This is a genomic window from Nonomuraea sp. NPDC048882, assembly GCF_040649755.1.
GTDB lineage: Bacteria > Actinomycetota > Actinomycetes > Streptosporangiales > Streptosporangiaceae > Nonomuraea > Nonomuraea maheshkhaliensis.
Genome location: NZ_JBEZGB010000005.1, coordinates 305,188 through 323,684, shown reverse-complemented (window position 1 = coordinate 323,684; position 18,497 = coordinate 305,188). Strand labels below are relative to the sequence as shown.

Sequence of the window (18,497 nt, the reverse complement as noted above, 5' to 3'; positions counted from 1 at the left end):
GCCCCGTCGCGGCGACGGGAAGACGTGGAAGCAGTTCACAGGTGAAAGGTTCTGCCTTTATGGTGGGCCGCGTGCGGGTGGAACGGGCCCGGTACTTCCTGGCCGCGGTCGAGACAGGGTCGCTGCGCGCGGCGGCGGCCCGGTGCGGCGTGAGCCAGCCCGCGCTCGGCCAGCAGATCGCGCTGCTGGAGGAGGAGCTGGACGTCGTGCTGCTCACTCGCAGCCGCCACGGCGTGCGCCCGACGCCGGCCGGGCAGGCGCTGATCGAGCCGCTGCGCCGGCTGGTGGCAGCCGAGGAGGCGGTGCGCGAGTCGGCGATGGAGACGAGCGGCACCTACCGGGGCCGGGTGCAGATCGGCGGCGTCACCGTGACCGTGGAGACCATCATCGCGCCGGTCGTGGGCCGGTTGCGGCAGTTCCATCCCGGTTTGCGGTTCGCGGTCCGCGAGGGGGCGTCGGCCGCCATCGAGGCCGCGGTGCTGGACGGCGCGCTCGACTTCGGGGTGGTCACCATGCCGGCGAGCCCGCCCGCGCCCGGGCTGCGCCGCATCCCGCTCATCTCGGCGCCCGTCGGCGCGTACGCGCGCACGGACCATCCGCTGGCGGGCCGCGACCAGATCCAGTGGCGCGACCTGGAGACCTGGCCGATCGTCACCATGCGGGCGGGCACCGTGATGTGGGAGACGCTGCACCGCCACGTGGCCGCACCCGACGTCGTCGTGCAGGCGATGTCGGCGCGGACCGTGAAGGTGATGGTCGGCCAGGGCGCCGGGGTCGGCATCCTGGCCAGGTTCGACACCTCGGCCGACATCGCCGACGTGGTCTGGCTGCCGTTGTCGGACGCCGACCCCGTCCACCTGTGCCTGACGCAGCGTCAGGACAGCCGGCCCTCGCCCTCCGCCCTCATCGTCAGGCGGCTCATCAGGGCCAGGGCCGGCGAGCTGACGGTCAGCTGATCGGTCAGCTGATCGAGCAGGTGTTGGCCACGTCGCCCGAGGTCTGGCGCGGGATGGTGGCGCTGGGCGGCGGCTGCTGTCCGGCCGTCCAGCGTTCCAGCGCCTCGAACGCGGTCCGCATGCACGGGAGCAGCGGCCGCATCCGGTCGGGGAACATGTCGTACTCGATGTCGAGGTGGGAGGCACCCTCGATCCGGTAGTAGCGGTGCCGGGCGGCCATGCCCTGCGCGCGCACCGACTTGGCGTACGCGTCGCCGTGCACCTTGATCGGCAGCAGCGTGTCCAGCGTCCCCTGCACGGTGATCAGCGGCTTGCCGATGCGGCCGGTGTGCGAAACCTTCCGCACCGCCTGGTGCACGCTCCGCGGACGGGCGTAGAAGTCGTAGTCGGCGTCGCAGTTCGGCGTGCCGCTCTGGCAGAACGGGATGCCCGCGTCGAGGTCGCCGTCGAAGTCCGGGTCGAGCTCCTCGCGGACTTTGCGCTGGGTGCCGTCCCACAGGATGCGGTAGTTGAAGTCCCACAGGAACTCCGAGCCGGGCTCGAAGCCGGCCCGCAGCATCGCGGCGTGCGCCTCAGGGTCTCCGGTCGCCGCGTACTTGGGGTATTCGCGCAGCGCCACCGGCAGGTAGGTGAGCGCGTTCGGCCGGCCGTCCGCCGTCCAGAAGGTGCCTTCCGAGTCGACGCCGCCGTCGTACAGCTCGGGGTGGTTCTCCAGGGCCCAGCGCACCAGCTGGCCGCCGTTGGAGATGCCCATCGCGTACGTTTTGCGAATCTTCTTCCCGTAATGCCGGGCCACGGTCGTCCGGGCCGCGACGGTCACCTCGGTCATCCGGCGGTACCACTCGGCGATGGCGTCGCCAGGTCGTTTCCCGTCGTGGTAGAAGCCCAGGTCGACGTTGCCCTTGTCGGTCGAGGCGTAGGCGTAGCCCTTGGCCAGCACCCAGTCGGAGATGGTGAAGTCGTTGGCGTACTGGCGGCGGTTGCCTGGCGCCCCGGCGACGACCAGCCCGCCGTTCCACCGCTCGGGCAGCCGGATGACGAACTGCGCGTCGTGGTTCCAGCCGTGGGTGGGGTTGCCGGTGGAGGTGTCGTCGAAGTAGCCGTCGATCTGGATCCCCGGCACGCCGCTCGGGTTGCGGGTGCCCGTCGAGTGCAGCCCTGTCCAGTCGGCCGGATCGGTGTGTCCCGAGGCGGTCGTGCCGGCGGTGGTCAGGTCGTCCAGGCAGGCGGCGACCTGGTGCCGCGCGCCCGGCACGTGGAGCTTGCCCATACGGGCGCAGCGGGCGTCGGTTGGCGCGGCGGCGGCCACCGGCGCCAGGGGGAGAGCCAGGAACGTGGCCACCAGAGCCGGGAGGAGAGTGGATCTGCGGAGCGGAAAGGACATGTGCGACTCCCATCGGTCAGGCCGTGGTGGACGCCATGGTGATCGACGGCGACGGGCGCGGCGACGTATGCGGTCGCCACTGTTCCCCGGCTACCTGTGGACACGACCTCCACCGCCGCGCCGCCGGCGGGCCGGCCGGATCGGCGGCGGGCGGCACGGGGAAGCCTGAGCGTCAAACGGGTGTGTACCACCGCACATCGGGCCGTACGAATGTGGAGGCACCTCACCTGGTCCGCCGTCCGGGCCGCCACCTAGCGTTCACGGTGTTCCAGCTCACCTTGTGAGTCGTGAGGAGGGGTGCATGGGCGAAGGTCCCGCGGCAGGCCCGCACGATGCCGGATCCGTCCCCGTCCTGCGGGCGCGAGGACTGGTCAGGGAGTTCCGCGGCTTCCGCGCCGTGGACGGCGTCGACCTGGACGTGGCCGAGGGCAGCGTGCACGCCCTGGTGGGACCCAACGGCGCCGGCAAGACCACCCTGTTCAACCTGCTCACCGGCTTCCTCAAGCCGACCGCGGGCAGCGTGGTGATCGACGGACACAGGGAGCTGGTCGGGCGCAGCCCCGAGGCGATCAGCCGGCTGGGCCTGGCGCGCTCGTTCCAGATCACCAGCCTGTTCGCCGAGCTGACCCCGCTCCAGCACCTGGAGCTGGCACTGGCCGGGCCGACCGGGCTCGGCTGGCGGTTCTGGCGCTCCGACCGCGTGCTGGGCCGCTTCACCGCCCCGGCCGCCGAGTTGCTCGCCCGGGTCGGGCTGGCCGGACACGGCGACGTCCCCGCGGGCTCGCTGTCGTACGGCCGCAAAAGAGCCCTGGAACTGGCGCTCGCCCTGGCGCTCGACCCGAAGGTGCTGCTGCTCGACGAGCCGACGGCCGGGATGGGCGCGGAGGACGTGGACCGCACCATCGAGCTCGTCCAGGAGATCCGCACGGGCCGCACCGTCGTCATGGTCGAGCACAACATGAACGTGGTCGCCAGCCTCGCCGACCGGGTGACCGTGCTGCAGCACGGCAAGGTGCTGCTCGAGGGCCCGTACGCCGAGATCCGCCACGACCCTCGCGTCATCACCGCCTACCTGGGGGACTCCGATGTTGCGCGTTGACGGGCTGTCCGCCTGGTACGGCGAGGCGCAGGCGCTGCGCGAGGTGTCGATGCGGGTCGACGAGGGCGAGATCGTCACCCTCGTCGGCCGCAACGGCGCCGGCAAGACCACCCTGCTGCGCTGCCTGATGGGCCTGCACGGCGCCTACGGCAGGACCACGGGCACGATCTCCGTGTCCGGCGACGACGTCACCGGGCTGCCCCCGCACGCCAGGGCCCGCCGCGGCCTCGGCTACGTCCCCGACGACCGCGGCATCTACGCCACTTTGTCGGTGGAGGAGAACCTCACGCTCGCGCCGGTGGTGAAGGGCGGCGGCCCCGAGCCGTGGTCGCTGGAGCGCGTGTACGAGACGTTCCCGCACCTGAGGGAGCGGCGCCGCTCGCCCGGGACGACGCTGTCGGGCGGCGAGCAGCAGATGCTCGTGCTCGCCCGGGTGCTGCGCACGGGCGCCCGGCTGCTGCTGTGCGACGAGCCGACCGAGGGCCTGTCGCCGCTGTTCGTCCAGCGCATCGGCGAGATCCTGCGCGAGGTCAGGGCGGCGGGCACGACGGTGCTGCTGGTCGAGCAGAACGTGCACTTCGCCGCCGCCGTCGCCGACCGGCACTACCTGCTCGCGGAAGGACGGATCGTCGAGTCGCTGGATCGCGACCAGGTCCGCGAACGCGAGCACCAGTTACTCGAATACCTCGGAATCTGACGACCGCCGACAGAACGGCCGAGCGCCCGGGAACAGAGGAGATGCCGTTATGAGAATCACGGGCTGGAGCGGCGGACTGGCCGCCGCCGCGCTGCTGCTGGCCGGATGCGGAGGCGGGCCGGGCGGCGGCGGGGGAGCGATCAGCGACGGCGGGGTGACGCTGGCCGTGCTCAACGACCAGTCGGGCATCTACGCCGACACCTCGGGCCGCAGCTCGATCGAGGCGGTCAAGATGGCGGTGGAGGACTACAAGGCCAAATACGGCGACAAGGCGGTGGCCAAGAAGGTCGAGGTGACCGGCGCGGACCACCAGAACAAGCCCGAGATCGCCAACTCCAAGGCACAGGAGCTGTACGACCGCCAGAAGGCGGACGTGATCCTCGACGTGCCCACCTCCTCCGCCGCGCTCGCCGTCGCCACCGTGGCCAAGAACAAGAAGAAGGTGTTCATCGACGTCGGCGCCGCCAGCACCGAGCTGGAGGGCAAGGCGTGCAACAAGTACACCTTCCACTACGGCTACAACAGCTACATGCTGGCCCACGGCACCGGCACCGAGGTGACCAAGGCCGGCGCCAAGAGCTGGTACATCGTCTATCCGGACTACGCGTTCGGCCAGGACATGACCAAGACGTTCAGCACGGCGATCCAGGGGGCCGGCGGCTCGGTGGTCGAGTCGGACCCGACCCCGTTCCCCAACGACAACTTCTCCACGTTCCTGCTCAAGGCGCCGGGGCTCGACCCCAAGCCGCAGGTGCTCGGCACCATGCACGCCGGCGGTGACCTGGTCAACCTGGTCAAGCAGTACAACGAGTACAAGCTGCGCGACAAGGGCGTCACACTGGCGATCGGGCTGCTGCTGCTCAGCGACATCCACTCGCTCGGGCCCGACTCCCTGGCCGGCACCCGCTACACCACCATGTGGACCTGGAACTTCGACGACAAGACCCGGGCCTGGGCCGACAGGTTCAACACCAAGCTGGGCAAGCGGCCGACCGCCAACATGGCCGCCAACTACTCGGCCGCCCTGCAGTACCTGGAGGCCGTGCAGCGCGCCGGCACCGACAACGCCGACAAGGTGGTGGCGGCGCTGGAAGGCCAGAAGGTCGAGGACATGTTCGTCCGCAACGGCACCATCCGCGCCCAGGACCACCTGCTGCTGCACGACGCCTACCTGGCGGAGGTCAAGGGGTCCGCAGACGTCAAGGAGCCGTACGACTACGAGAAGGTGCTCAACACCATCCCGGCCGCTGAGGCGTTCCAGCCGCAGCCCGACCCGGCGTGCAAGCTGTAGGGCGGCAGGAGTGCTCCAGCAAGCGTTCAACGGGCTGGTGGGCGGGTCGTTCTACGCCCTGCTCGCCCTCGGCCTGGCCGTCATCTTCGGCATGCTCGGCGTGGTCAACCTCGCGCACGGCGCGTTCTACATGCTCGGCGCGTTCGGGGCGTTCATCGCGCTGGACGCGTTCGACCTGAACTTCTGGGTGTCACTGGTGCTGGTGCCGCTGCTGCTGGGCGTGGGCGGCGCCGTGCTGGAGCGGCTGTTCGTCCGGCGGCTGACGCCGCTCGACCCGCTCTACAACTTCCTGTTCACCTTCGGGCTCGCGCTCATCCTCCAGGACCTCGTCCGGCGCGAGTACGGGGTGAACTCCCAGCCCTATCCCCGGCCGGCCGAGCTGGCCGGCACGGTCGACCTGGGGCTGTTCTCCTACCCGGCCTACCAGGTGTTCGTGCTGGGAGTGTCGATCCTGATGTGCGTCGCCGTGTGGGTGGTGCTCACCAGGACCCGGGTGGGGATGATCGTGCGGGCCGCGACCGAGCGGCCGGAGCTGACCAGGGCGCTCGGCATCGACGTCGGCCGCTGGGTGACGCCGGTGTTCGGCTTCGGGGTCGCGCTGGCCGCGTTCGCCGGGGTGCTGGCCGCGCCGATGCGCGCGGTCAACCCGCTGATGGGCGCCGACCTGATTATCACCGTCTTCGCCGTGGTCGTGATCGGCGGGCTGGGCTCGGTGTTCGGCTCGGTCGCCGCCGGGTTCGCCGTGGGGCTGGTGTCGGCGCTGGGCAACCTGTACGTGCCCGCTCTGTCGCAGATCACGGTGTTCATCCTGATGGCCGCCGTGCTGCTGTGGCGACCTGCCGGGCTGTTCGGACGTGAGGAGGCGTACCGGTGATCTTGTCCAGGCTGGCCCGCTCGGGCCGGGGCGGGATCGTGCTCCTGGTGCTCGGGCTGCTGGCCGCCCTCGTCCTGCCGTGGTTGATCTATCCGCCGGTCGCGCTGGACATCGCCTGCTGGGCGCTGTTCGCCGCCGCCGTGGACCTGCTGCTGGGCTTCACCGGACTGCTGTCGTTCGGGCACGCCGCGTTCTGGGGCGGGTCGGCGTACTGCACGGGGCTGATCGTGCTGCACGGCGGGATGCCGTTCCCGGTGGCGATCCTCGGCGGCGCGCTGTTCGCGGCGCTGCTGGCGCTGCCGATCGGCCTGCTGTCGGTACGGCTGACGGGCATCTACTTCGCCATGGTCACCCTGGCCTTCGCCCAGATGATCTACTTCGTGGCCAACCAGTGGCGTGACGTCACCGGCGGCGAGAACGGGCTGCAGGGCATCCCCCGCGAGTTCCTCGGGCTCGACCTGTCCGACCCGTTCTTCTTCTACTACGCGGGGCTGCCGTTCGTGCTGGCCGGGCTGTTCGCCGCCTGGCGGATCGTGCGCTCGCCGTTCGGGCGGGTGCTGGTGTCGATCCGTGACAACCCGGCCCGCGCACGTGCCCTCGGCTATCCCGTCGAGCGCTACCGGCTGCTGGCGTTCGTCCTGTCCGCCGCGCTGTCGGGGACGGCCGGCGGCGTCTTCGCCATCGGCCACGGCTTCGCCTCGCTCGACGGGCTCTACTGGACCACCTCGGGACAGGTGGTGATGATGGTCATCCTCGGCGGCATCGGCACGCTGTGGGGCGGGGCCATCGGCGCCGCCATCGTCGTCCAGCTCCAGGACTTCCTGGCCACCGCCGGGTTCGAGGGCATCGGCATCGTCACGGGCTCGATCTTCATCGTGATCGTGCTGCTGTTCCGCCGGGGCATCTGGGGAACGGCCCGGCACCTACTGGTTTCCCGGCGAGCTGATCGACGGGAGGCCGGTCCGCCGGTCAGCCCCGCAGCCGATGCAGCCGGAGAGCCAGCTGAATCTCCAGAGCACGCTCCGGCTCCTGCCAGTCCTCGCCCAGCAGGCGACTGACCCGGTGCAGGCGCTGGTGCACGGTGTTGATGTGCACGTGCAGCCGCTCGGCGGTCCTGGACAGGCCGCACCTGCTGCTGAAGTACGTCTCCAGCGTCCGCACCAGGGACGTGCCGCGGCGGGCGTCGTAGTCGAGCACCGGGCCCAGCGTCGAGTCCAGGAAGCCGCGCGCGTCGCGCTGGGTGCCGATCAGCAGGCCGACGAAGCCGAGCTCGCGGGCATCGGCGCCGTCGTCCAGCCGGTCGAGGGCGAGCAGCGTGTCGGCGCAGCGCCGGGCCTCCCGGTGCGCGGCGGGGACCCCGGTGAGGTCGCGGATCGGCCCGGCCGCGCCGACCGTCACGGGCGCGGCCAGCGCAGCGCCCAGCTCCTTGGCGACACGGCGCGCGGTCTCACCCGGCGCGTCGCCCGGCAGCAGCAGGACGACCTCCTCGCCGCGGGCCGCCGCCAGGCCGTGCGCCGCCGCCGCGTGCGCGGCCGCCCAGAACGCGGCCCGGCCGCGATGCCTGGGCGAGGCGTAGCGGGCCGAGAGCATCACGTACGAGGCGTCCGCGTCCAGACCGGCCCGGCGCATCCGCGCCTCCAGCGCCGCGGATCCGTCCACCCGGCTGTCCGCGCGGCCGTCCAGGCGGCCGTCCGGCCGGCCGGTAGACCTGTTGTCCGTCTGGCCGTCCACGCGGCCGTCCAGCAGGTCGTCCAGGAGCTCGCCCTGCACCCGTGCCTCCGCCTCGGCCGCGCTGCACCGCAGCAGCAACAGCAGCGCGGTGACCAGCGCGGCCCGTTCCAGGATGCGCCGGTCGGCGTCGCCGAGCTCCGCCGCGGTGCGTAACACCAGCGTGCCCAGCACCTCGCCGGGGGTCGCGATCGGGGTGACCCACAGGTCGCCGTGCCTGGTCGTGCCACCCCGTGTGTGGACGGAGCCGGCCACGGCCATCGCGGCGGAGATCTCGTCCTCGGCGAGCGGCACCTGCTCACCCGACGCGGCCAGGCAGCGGCCGTCGGCGTCCAGGACGTGCAGTGCCCCGCCCAGCACCTCGGTGACCACCGCGGCCACGTCGCCGGCGTCGCCGCCCCTGACGACCAGGGCGGTCATCCGGTCGTGCGCCTGCGCGGCCCGCTCGATCGCCGCGCAGCGCGCCCGGATCCTCGCGTTGACCGCGTCCGATTCCTCCAGTGCCGTACGGGTGTGCTCCAGCAGCCGCGCGTTGTCCACCGCCAGCGCCGCGTGCGCCGCCAGCGAGCCCAGCAGCACCGCCTTCTCCGGGGCGAACGGCCGCTGGCTGCGGTTGGCCGCGTACAGCACGCCGACCACCCGGCTGCCCAGCCGCATCGGCACGCCCAGGATCGCCACCAGCGCCTCCTCGGCCACCGCCGCGTCGATGAAGGCGCGGTGCCGGAACTGCGGGTCCGCCGCGTAGTGATCGGTGCTGTACGGCATCGCCGTCTGCGCCACCAGCCCGCCCAGCCCGTCGCCGAACGGGACCCGCAGCCGCCGGAAGGCCGCCGAGATCGACCCGTCGGTCATCCGCATGCGGGTCTCGCCGGACTCGTCGTCGTTCAGCGTCACGTACGCGACGTCCGCGTTGAGCAGCCGCCTGGACCGGCGTACGACCGTCTCCAGGATCGCGTCCAGGTCGCGCAGCGCGGCCAGGTCGCCCGCCAGGTCGAACAGCGCGGTCAGCTCGGCCTCGCGGCCGGCCTGGCGCCGCATGTCCGTGCTCACCCGCAGCGCCGCCAGCTTGGCGGCCTCCAGTTGCGCCAGCGTCTCGGGCGGCGCGCCCGCCGCCCGGGCCGCGACCACCGGCTCCTCGAACTCGACTGGCGCCGCCTCGCGGGCCAGCAGGTCGAGGAAGACGGTGCACGAGGCGAGGGGCGCGGGGGGAGCGAAGGGGGACTGCACGGTCAATGGCACGGTCATCGGTGCATCCGTCCATGTGCGGTGGGTCGGCGCTGGTCGGGGCGCGGGTACGGCATGGTCACGCATGCGGGCGGGGAACGGCGGGCCGTCCGCGTGAGAAGGTGGTCAGGTCCTGCGTCAAGGCATGCAAGGGGGCCTCCAGAGCACCACGGGCCGGGGTCTGATCGGGAGTCCGCCGAGGTTACTAAGCGCATAGTCAGGCTGTGAACGGTCGCTTGTCAACCGGTGAAGGCCAAGCCCGGCCGAACGCCGCCCGCGCGTCAGCCCGGGGCGAGCAGCTTCAGCGAGAGGTCGGCGTAGAACTCGCCGAGCTGCTCGGGCGAGTCGGGGCCGTCGAGCCGGTACCACCGGACGAGGTCTATGGCCAGCGACAACATCGCCCGCGTGACCCGCGTGACGTCGACCTTCGCGAACGCCCCGTCGGCCACCCCGCGCGCGACCGCGCCCCTGAAGTAGCCGTTGGTCTGGTGGCGCAGCTCCACGATCTCGCCGTAGTGCTCGGGCGTCAGGCCGTGCAGCTCGATCTGGCAGACGCGGGCGGTCACGTGGTGGCGGGCGTGCCACACGGTGTACGCCGAGACGATGGCGCGCAGCCGCTCGGCCGAACCGTCGAGGCTCGTGATGGCCGGATCCCTGACGTGCGCCAGGACGCGTTCGTGGCCGGCCTTGACGATCTCGTACAGGACCAGTTCCTTGGACGGGAAGTGCACGTAGAGGGCGGCCGGGCTGAGCCCGACGCACTCGGCGATGTCGCGCGTGGTCGTGGCGTGGAAGCCGTTCGCGGCGAAGCAGCGCACGGCCGACGACAGCAGCCGGCGCTGGACCTCCCCCAGGTCGTCTCTCCACAGCTCGGGAGAGTGGTCCCGCAGCCGTGAGTCGTCCGCCAGATCCTGCGCGGTGAACCGGGCCTGCCGTCGGGCCATCTTCGATCCTCGCCCCCTTCGACCCCGAGTGCGTGGTCTCGATGCCGCCCGCGCCGCCCATCGGACATGCCGGCCACGATGAGGGTGTGGCCCGCCGCGAGTCTTGGTAACTCGCATTCTAGGGCTGACTATGCGCTTAGTCACCGGCGATATGTGACATGCCTGGCACACGATACGGCGGAGCACTGCCGAGTGCTCCGCCGTGGGGAAAGAGAGGGGGATGTGACGGGTGGTGCGCCGGTGCCGCGCCGGTGCCGAGGGCGACGCGACCGGCCGGGTGGCGCCCTCGGTTTGATGGCGCCCCGGCCCGGTGGTGCGCCGGTCAGGCGGCGTCGAGGGCTTCGGTGATCTTGCGGGTCATGTCGGTGACCGTCGGGCTCGGCCGGCGGCCCTGGTCGGTGCGGGTGGCCGCCTCGACGGCGACGAGGACGGTCTGGCGGAAGTTGCCCGCCTCCGCCGGGTCCTGCCGCTTGAGCAGGGTCATCGCCGCGGTCAGGGCGGGCAGCACGTGGTCGGCGATGGCGGCCACGGACTTGCCGTTCAGGTCCACGCCCGTCGACTTGTCGGCCAGCACGTGGCCGATCGGGCCGGTGGCGGAGTACAGGGCGATGGAGCCCTTGGTGGCGACCTTGTGCGGGCTGCCCCCGGTGTCGGCGGCGGCCAGCAGCGTGACGGCGCCGTACGCGGCGGTGCGCAGGGTCAGCTTGTCCTGGTCGGTGAGGGTGATGGTCATGAGGGTGTGCTCCTTCTTCGAGTTCTTCGAGGTGGTCGGGCGGAGGTGCGCGCTGGTCAGTCGTCGATGGCCTGGTAGAGGGTGGTCCAGAAGTCGTGGACCAACTGGGCCGGGTCCGGGATGGTCATGCCGACCTGGGTGAGCAGGATGCCGGTGAGCCCCTTGGCCGGGTCGGAGTAGGCCGTGGTGCCGGTGCCGCCGTCCCAGCCGAACTGGCCGACCGAGGCGTAGTCGCCGCGGTAGGTGCGGACCGCCATGCCGAAGCCCCAGCCGCCGTGCTGCCCCTGGCCGAAGGACACGTGCACGTTGTCGGTCGCCATGGCGTTCCTGACCGCCTGCTGGGCGGGGGTGAGGCGGTTGGTGGTCATCAGCTCGACGGCCGGCCGCGACAGGATCCGCTCGCCCTCGTGCGTGCCGCCGTTCAGCAGCATGCGGAAGTAGGCGTGGTAGTCGTCGACGGTGGAGACCAGGCCCCCGCCGCCGCCCTGGAACGCCGGCGGCTTGCTGTGGCGCCCGCCCTCGGCCTCGTCCCACACGTGGAACTCACCCGTCTGCGGGTCGGGGGCGTAGAGGACCGGCAGCCGGTCGATCTTGTCGCCGTCCAGGTGGAACCCGGTGTCCTTCATCCCCAGCGGCTCGAAGACCCGCTCACGCAAGAACGTCTCGAACGTCTGCCCGGTGACCCTGGCCACCAGCACGCCGAGCAGGTCGTTGCTGATGTGGTACTGCCACTGCTCGCCCGGCTGGTACATCAGCGGCAGCGAGCCGAGGCGGCGCATCCACTCGTCGGGCTCGGGCATCGGCTCCGGCAGGTTGGGCGTCAGCCCCTGCTCGAAGACCGCGTTCATGATCGGGGTGCCCAGCGACGTCATGTCCATGCCGAGCCCGAATGTGGAGGTCAGCAGGTCGCGTACGGTGATCGGCCGCCGGGCCGGGACGGTGTCGTCGAGCGGGCCGTCGACCCGCTTCAGTACCTTCCGGTCGGCCAGCTCGGGCAGCCACTGCTGCACGGGGTCGTCCAGCCGCACCCGGCACTCGTCGAGCAGGATCATCGCCGCGGCCATCGCGACCGGCTTGGACGTGGACGCCATCCGGAAGATCGTGTCGCGGCGCATCGGCGGGCCGCCGTCGTGGCGCATGGTGCCCAGTGCCTCGACGTGCGTCTCGCCGCCGCGGCTGACCAGGGCGACCAGGCCGGGGATGCGGCCGGACTCGACCCGCCGGGCCAGCACGTCGTGCAGCCTGCGCAGCCCGCTGACGGAGAAGCCGCCGTTGTCGTGTCGCATCGTGAATCTCCTCACGGACGTTCGGGAATCTCTGAACAACCCTGACGGTACATTGCGTTCAATAAATCGTCAACAAGCAAAGTGGGCTGTATAACCGGTTGAAAAGCATGAAATGGCTTGCTTTTGCAATGACGATGAAAGTGAACGCAATGACGGATCCGAGCGAGGATTGCAATGAGGTGCGCTTGAATGCATACTGTGCGACGGAACGGCGCACGCCGACCAGAGCAGACAGGAGCCGAGCACCGATGCCCGGAGGCAGACTGACCGGCCAGGACCGCCGGCACATCGCGACATGGCTGGCGGAGGGGCTCGGCTACGCGGAGATCGGCCGCCGCCTCGGCCGGCCCGCCTCGACGATCATGCGCGAGGTCACCAGGAACGGCGGCCCCGGCGACTACGGCGCGGACCGCGCGCAGGAGGCCACCCGGCACCGCGCCCGTAGGCGCAAGCAGGCCCAGCCGCAGCAGCCGGCGATCCCCGACGGCGGCCACGGCCGCGACCCCCAGGCGGTCCAGGAGTTCACCGAGTCCTTCACCGACCTCCTCGTCGGGCAGGGGCTGCCCAAGATGGCGGCCAGGGTCCTCGCCTGCCTCTACGTCACCGACGCCGGCAGCCTCACCGCCGCCGACCTGGTCCAGCGGCTGCGCATCAGCCCGGCCTCGGTCTCCCACGCCGTCACCTTCCTCGAACAGCAGGGCATGCTCAGGCGCGAACGGACCCCCGGCGGGCGCCGCGAACGCTATGTCACCGACGACGACATCTGGCTGCGCTCCATCCAGGCGTCCGTGGACATGAACGAGGCGCTGACGGCCGCGTCGCGGCGGGGCGGCGAGATCCTCGGGCCCGCCACCCCGGCGGGCGCCCGCTTCGAGACCGCCGCCGAGCTGCTGTTCCTCGTCAGCGAGGCGCTCCGGCAGGCCATGGAGCAGTGGCAGCGCAACCTGGAGGAGCGGCGGCGCTGAGCGCGTGGCACCCGTTGCCGAGGGGTGTGGCGGGCGGCGATGAGGGCCTGGCGAGCGGCGATGGGGGCGTGGCGGGCGGCGCGGAGGGCGTGGCATACTCCGTCACCATGAGGGACCTTGATCGCGTTCGCATGCGGCTCGATCGGGTCCGCGCGGCGGCCGAGGAAATCGATCCGGTGTTCCTCGACACGCCGTCGCCGCCGTGCCCGCCGCTCGGCCGGGCCCTCGGGTGCGCACTGACGCTGAAGGTCGAGACGCTCAATCCGGTACGGAGCTTCAAGGGACGCGGTACGGAGACCGTGGCGGCCCAGGCCCGGCGGGAGGGCGCGTCCCGCATGGTGTGCGCGAGCGCGGGCAACCTCGGCCAGGCGCTGGCCCACAGCGGCGCGCGCCGGGAGCTCGACGTCACCGTCGTGGCCGCGACCACCGCCAACCCGCTCAAACTTCGCCGGATCGCCGAACTCGGCGCGGAGATCCGGCTCGAAGGCGCCGACATCGAGGACGCCCGGCTGCTGGCCCGCGAGCTGGCCCGGGCCGACGGCGCCTACCTGGTCGAGGACAGCCTGGACCTGGCGACCTGCGAAGGCGCCGCCACGATCGGCCTCGAACTCGTCCGCGACGATCCAGAGCTCGACGTCGTGCTCGTCGCCCTCGGCGGCGGGGCGCTGGCCGGCGGCGTGGGCTACGTCGTCCGCTCGCTCGCCCCGCAGGCCGAGGTGATCGGCATCCAGCCGTCCGGCGCGCCCGCCATGGCGCTGTCGTGGCGGCGGGGCACGGTCGTCGAGACCGATCACATCGACACGATCGCCGACGGCGTCGCCGGGCGCTGCCCGATCCCCGAGGTGCTCGACGACCTGCTCGTGGTACTGGACGACGTGGTGCTCGTGGCGGAGGACTCGATCAAGGCCGGCCTGCGCGCCCTCTACGAGCACGCGGGCCTCGTCGTCGAGCCGTCGGCAGCGCTCGGGATCGCCGCCGTGCTGGAGCAGCCGGAGCGCTTCGCCGGCCGGCGCGTCACCACGATCCTGTGCGGCAGCAACGTGCTGCCCGCCGACTTCGCACGCTGGGTCTTGGAACCGGCCGCACACGCCTGACGCGCGGCGGCGCTGAGGGACCGGGAACGGGAAAAGAGGAGAAACCACTCCCTTCCACTTTCAACGTATAGCGCACAGGGGGGCTTGCCACAAGGCCCCGGTCATGCCGCAGAATCGGCGGCCGAGGCCGACAGCTGCGCAAACGGGAGTCAATGACTGTGAACCACCTGACCATCAGCGCGTTCGACCTTCCCGCCCGCCTCGCCCCCAAGGCGGACCCGGCGCTGATCGCCCGGGACGAGGAGCGGTTCGCGGCCATCGCGGAGAGTCTGGAAGCGTCGATCGCCGAGTTGTCCGCCCGCCTCGACGCCGAGCGGAAGTCGCCCGGCGGGCTCGGCAGGCAGGCGATGGACCGGGACCTGGAGGTGCACCGGCTGACCGCCCGCCTGCGCGCCCTGCGCCGCTTCGGCCTGGACCTGTGCCTCGGGCACATGGTCGGTGCGGACGACTCCGAGCCCGTCTACATCGGCCGGCTCGGCCTGACCGACGGCGCGGGCCGCCGGCTGCTGCTCGACTGGCGCTCACCCGCCGCCGAACCGTTCTTCGGCGCCACCCACGCCAACCCGATGGGCCTGACCAGCCGCCGCAGGTACCGCTGGACCCGCGGCCGGATCAGCGACTACTGGGACGAGGTGTTCACCCCCGACGGGATCGAAGGGCACGCCGCGCTCGACGACCAGTCGGCCTTCATCGCCAGCCTGGGCGGCAGCCGTTCGGCCCGGATGCGGGACGTGCTCGGCACCATCCAGGCGGACCAGGACGCCATCATCCGCGCCGGATCGCGCGGCGCCCTCGTCGTGGACGGCGGCCCCGGCACCGGGAAGACCGTCGTCGCCCTGCACCGCTCCGCCTACCTCCTCTACTCCGATCCGCGCCTCGGCCACCGCAGGGGCGGCGTGCTGTTCGTCGGCCCGCACCAGCCGTACCTGGCCTACGTGGCCGACGTCCTGCCCAGCCTCGGGGAGGAGGGCGTACAGACCTGCACCCTGCGCGACCTCGTCGCCGAGGGTGCCACGGCGACGGTCGAGACCGACCCGGAGGTGGCGCGACTGAAGTCGTCCGCCGGCATGGTGAAGGCGATCGAACCGGCCGTCAGGTTTTACGAGAACCCCCCGGCCGAGGGGATGACGGTCACCACCCCCTGGTCCGACCTCTGGCTGAGCCCCGAGGACTGGGCCGAGGCGTTCGAGGCGGCGGAGCCGGGAACGCCGCACAACGAGGCGCGCGAGCAGATCTGGGCCGAACTGCTCACGATCCTGATCGACAAGCACGAGGAGGAGGCCCCGGACGGCCTGCTGCGCACGTCGCTGCTGCGCAACAGGGAACTGCGCACGGCCTTCAACCGCGCCTGGCCGCTGATCGAAGCCGCGGACCTCGTCGGAGATCTGTGGTCGGTGCCCGCCTACCTGCGGATGTGCGCCCCCTGGCTCAGCCCCGACGAGGTCAGGCGGCTGCGCCGCCAGGACGCCCAGGCCTGGACGGTGTCCGACCTGCCACTCCTGGACGCGGCCCGGCAACGGCTCGGCGACCCGGAGGCGTCCCGGCGCAGGCGCCGGCACCAGGCTTCCGTCGCCGCCGAACGCGAGCGCATGAACAAGGTCGTCGACGCCCTGATCGAGGCCGACCCCGACGGCGAGGGCCTGGTGACCATGCTGCGCGGGGAGGATCTGCAGAACAGCCTGATCGAGGAGGGCACACCGCCCGGCACCGAGCCCGACCTGCTCGCCGGGCCGTTCGCGCACGTCGTCGTGGACGAGGCCCAGGAGCTGACCGACGCGGAGTGGCAGATGTTGCTGCTGCGCTGCCCGTCCAGGAGCTTCACCATCGTCGGGGACCGGGCCCAGGCCAGGCACGGCTTCACGGAGTCGTGGCGGGAACGGCTGGAGCGGATCGGGCTCGACCGGATCGACCTGGCTGGCCTCAGCATCAACTACCGCACGCCCGAGGAGATCATGACCGAGGCCGAGCCGGTCATCAGGGCCGTGCTGCCCGACGCCAACGTGCCCACCTCCATCCGCGCCGCCGGCGTCCCCGTCGGGTACGGATCCGTCGCGGAGCTGGGCCCGATCCTCGACGCCTGGCTCGCCGAGCACGCCGACGGGACCGCCTGCGTCATCGGCGATCCCACGTTCCAGGAGACGCCCCGCGTCCGGTCACTGACCCCTGAGCTGTCGAAGGGACTGGAGTTCGACCTGGTCGTCCTCGTCGATCCCGAGCGGTTCGGCGAGGGCGTCGGGGGCGTCCGGGGCGTCGAGGGCGCTGTGGACCGGTATGTCGCGATGACCAGGGCGACCCGGCAACTCGTCGTCCTCACCGGCTCCTGACGCCTGGTCACGGGTGGTGCGAGGGGCCGGCCGGCCGCGCGACCGCACCTCAGGGCGCCTGGCGACCGGCCGATCGGCGGAGCCGGGTCAGCCGTCCGGTGGAGCGGCGGTTCAGCCGCCGTACCGGGAGATCGGCCGATGCGGGGGCGGTCGGAGCGCTGGGACGGTGAGGAGACCCCGGTCTTCAGGGGACCGGCGCCGGAAGGATGGACATGAGTCAGTCGGAACGAGAGCAGGTGAGCCGGCGGAGGCTGCTCGCCGGCGCGGGGGCCGTGGCGGGCGGCGCGCTGGGCGCGGGGATGACGGGTCCGGCGATGGCGGATGTGGCGGCGGGCGTGGCGGGGGATGCGGGTGCGGGCGATGGAGGCCCGGCCGGTGCGGAGGAGTTCGGGCCGGTGCGGATCCGGCCTGACGACCCCCGGTACGACGGCCTGCTGCGCGGTAACAACTTCCGCTTCGCGGGCCGTCCGGACGAGATCCGCGTGGCCGGCTCGACCGAGCAGGTGGTGCGCGCGGTGACGGAGGCGGTCCGCGCCGGACGGCGGATCGCGGTGCGCAGCGGCGGCCACTGCTTCGAGAACTTCACCGCCGACTCGGCGGTGCGCACGCTGATCGACCTCTCCCCGATGGACGCGGTCGGCTACGACCCGCGCAGGAAGGCGTTCGTGGTGGAGCCGGGGGCCACGCTCGGGCAGGTCTACCGGACGCTGTTCAAGGGCTGGGGCGTGACGATCCCCGGCGGCAGCTGCCCGGCGGTGGGCGCGGGCGGTCACTTCGCCGGCGGTGGGTACGGGGCACTGTCGCGCCGGTACGGCTCGGTGGTCGACCACCTGTACGGCGTGGAGGTCGTGGTGGCCGGCGCGGACGGCGCAGCCCGCGCGGTGGTCGCCACCCGCGAGCCCGGCGACCCGAACCGCGACCTGTGGTGGGCGCACACCGGCGGTGGCGGCGGCAACTTCGGCGTGGTCACGAAGTACTGGCTGCGCTCGCCCGGCGCCACCGGCTCCGACCCGGCCGGGCTGCTCCCCGCCTCCCCGGCGGAGATGCTGGAACGCGTGATCGCCTGGCCGTGGGAGGGCATGACCGAGGCGGCGTTCACCCGGCTGGTGCGCAACTTCGGCACCTGGCACGAGCACAACAGCGCGCCGGGCGCACCGTCGGCCGGCGTCTACGCGATCCTGTTGCTGTCGCACCGCGCCGCCGGATACGTCTCGATGGCCGTGCAGATCGACGCGGGCCTGCCCGGCGCGGACGGCCTGGTGAACGAGTTCGTCTCCGCGGTGAGCGCCGGCACGGGCGTCGAGCCCATCGTCGACACCCGGGGGACGATGCCGTGGTTGCACCGGATGACCTGGCCGGGCACGGGCGAGGCCGGCGACGCGACCGCCCGCCGGTACAAGAACAAGGCTGCCTACCTCCGCAAGTCGTTCACCGACCAGCAACTCGCCGCGATCCACCGCAACCTGACCGGCTCCACCGGGAACGAGCGCTCAGGAATGTTGCTCATCGGGTACGGCGGCCAGGTGCGCGCGGTCGCGCCGGAGGCCACCGCGGTCGCCCAGCGCGACGTGGTCATGAAGGCGGTCTACTACACGACCTGGGCCGACGCGGCCGACGACGCGAGCAGCCTGGCCTGGGTGCGCGGCTTCTACCGTGACGTGTACGCCCGCACCGGCGGCGTGCCGGTGCCCGGCGAGGTGGACGACGGCTCGTACATCAACTATCCCGACGTCGACCTGATCGACCCGGAGTGGAACACCTCCGGCGTTCCCGGGCGCATCCTCTACTACAAGGACAACTACCCACGACTCCAGCGGATCAAGGCCCGATGGGATCCGCGCGGCGTCTTCCGGCACGCTCTGAGCATCGAACTGCCCTGAGCGAGCGGCCCCCAGAGC

General features: G+C 71.9%; 15 protein-coding genes. 10 read left to right on the top strand and 5 right to left on the bottom strand.

Translation table 11 applies throughout. From position 1 onward, the window contains the following. The first annotated feature begins 71 nt into the window (after positions 1–71). Entirely contained in the window at positions 72–956 is an 885-nt protein-coding gene (locus AB0C27_RS20205; RefSeq protein ID WP_357846043.1) for a LysR family transcriptional regulator, read from the top strand. 4 nt (positions 957–960) lie between these two features. Here AB0C27_RS20205 and AB0C27_RS20200 read toward each other — a convergent pair whose 3' ends face one another. Beyond that, positions 961–2,340, bottom strand: coding sequence for a tannase/feruloyl esterase family alpha/beta hydrolase (locus tag AB0C27_RS20200; RefSeq protein WP_357846041.1), 1,380 nt, complete (start codon positions 2,338–2,340; stop codon positions 961–963). Positions 2,341–2,641: 301 nt separating this feature from the next. Here AB0C27_RS20200 and AB0C27_RS20195 point away from each other — a divergent pair, with 301 nt between their 5' ends. From AB0C27_RS20195 to AB0C27_RS20175, 5 genes are read left to right on the top strand one after another with little or no spacing between them, the layout of a single operon-like run. After that, on the top strand, positions 2,642–3,439 hold the full coding sequence (locus AB0C27_RS20195) for an ABC transporter ATP-binding protein (RefSeq protein ID WP_357846039.1): 798 nt from the start codon (positions 2,642–2,644) through the stop codon (positions 3,437–3,439). Next, positions 3,426–4,136: an ABC transporter ATP-binding protein gene (locus AB0C27_RS20190; RefSeq protein WP_357846037.1), complete on the top strand. Its 711-nt coding sequence runs from the start codon at positions 3,426–3,428 to the stop codon at positions 4,134–4,136. The genes AB0C27_RS20195 and AB0C27_RS20190 overlap by 14 nt, the downstream gene beginning before the upstream one ends. A 49-nt stretch (positions 4,137–4,185) precedes the next feature. Then, positions 4,186–5,427, top strand: coding sequence for an ABC transporter substrate-binding protein (locus tag AB0C27_RS20185; RefSeq protein WP_346111109.1), 1,242 nt, complete (start codon positions 4,186–4,188; stop codon positions 5,425–5,427). 10 nt (positions 5,428–5,437) lie between these two features. Next, positions 5,438–6,301: a branched-chain amino acid ABC transporter permease gene (locus AB0C27_RS20180; protein WP_357846034.1), complete on the top strand. Its 864-nt coding sequence runs from the start codon at positions 5,438–5,440 to the stop codon at positions 6,299–6,301. Next, positions 6,298–7,359 carry a branched-chain amino acid ABC transporter permease gene (locus tag AB0C27_RS20175; protein WP_357846032.1) on the top strand — a complete coding sequence of 354 codons (1,062 nt, stop codon included), beginning with the start codon at positions 6,298–6,300 and terminating at the stop codon, positions 7,357–7,359. The genes AB0C27_RS20180 and AB0C27_RS20175 overlap by 4 nt, the downstream gene beginning before the upstream one ends. Here AB0C27_RS20175 and AB0C27_RS20170 read toward each other — a convergent pair. The 4 genes from AB0C27_RS20170 to AB0C27_RS20155 all read right to left on the bottom strand — a co-directional run bounded on the left by AB0C27_RS20170 (position 7,271) and on the right by AB0C27_RS20155 (position 12,216). Continuing rightward, entirely contained in the window at positions 7,271–9,274 is a 2,004-nt protein-coding gene (locus AB0C27_RS20170; RefSeq protein ID WP_357846030.1) for a helix-turn-helix domain-containing protein, read from the bottom strand. The two genes, AB0C27_RS20175 and AB0C27_RS20170, sit on opposite strands and share 89 nt — an antisense overlap. 260 nt (positions 9,275–9,534) lie before the next feature. Next, positions 9,535–10,197, bottom strand: a complete 663-nt coding sequence (locus AB0C27_RS20165; protein WP_357846028.1) for a TetR/AcrR family transcriptional regulator — start codon at positions 10,195–10,197, stop codon at positions 9,535–9,537. Positions 10,198–10,519: 322 nt separating this feature from the next. Beyond that, positions 10,520–10,930: a hypothetical protein gene (locus AB0C27_RS20160; protein WP_357846027.1), complete on the bottom strand. Its 411-nt coding sequence runs from the start codon at positions 10,928–10,930 to the stop codon at positions 10,520–10,522. A gap of 56 nt (positions 10,931–10,986) precedes the next feature. Next, positions 10,987–12,216, bottom strand: a complete 1,230-nt coding sequence (locus AB0C27_RS20155; protein WP_357846025.1) for a serine hydrolase domain-containing protein — start codon at positions 12,214–12,216, stop codon at positions 10,987–10,989. A gap of 248 nt (positions 12,217–12,464) precedes the next feature. Here AB0C27_RS20155 and AB0C27_RS20150 point away from each other — a divergent pair, with 248 nt between their 5' ends. From AB0C27_RS20150 to AB0C27_RS20135, 4 genes are all read left to right on the top strand, one after another. Beyond that, the gene (locus tag AB0C27_RS20150) at positions 12,465–13,181 is read left to right on the top strand and encodes a helix-turn-helix domain-containing protein (protein WP_357846023.1); all 717 of its coding nucleotides are present in this window, start codon (positions 12,465–12,467) and stop codon (positions 13,179–13,181) included. Positions 13,182–13,288: 107 nt separating this feature from the next. Continuing rightward, entirely contained in the window at positions 13,289–14,275 is a 987-nt protein-coding gene (locus AB0C27_RS20145) for a pyridoxal-phosphate dependent enzyme (protein ID WP_357846021.1), read from the top strand. 152 nt (positions 14,276–14,427) lie between these two features. Then, a complete protein-coding gene (gene helR, locus AB0C27_RS20140; RefSeq protein ID WP_357846019.1) occupies positions 14,428–16,599 on the top strand; it encodes an RNA polymerase recycling motor ATPase HelR in 2,172 nt (723 codons plus the stop codon). Between the two features lie 212 nt (positions 16,600–16,811). Then, positions 16,812–18,479, top strand: a complete 1,668-nt coding sequence (locus tag AB0C27_RS20135; RefSeq protein WP_357846016.1) for an FAD-binding protein — start codon at positions 16,812–16,814, stop codon at positions 18,477–18,479. Positions 18,480–18,497: the final 18 nt, after the last annotated feature.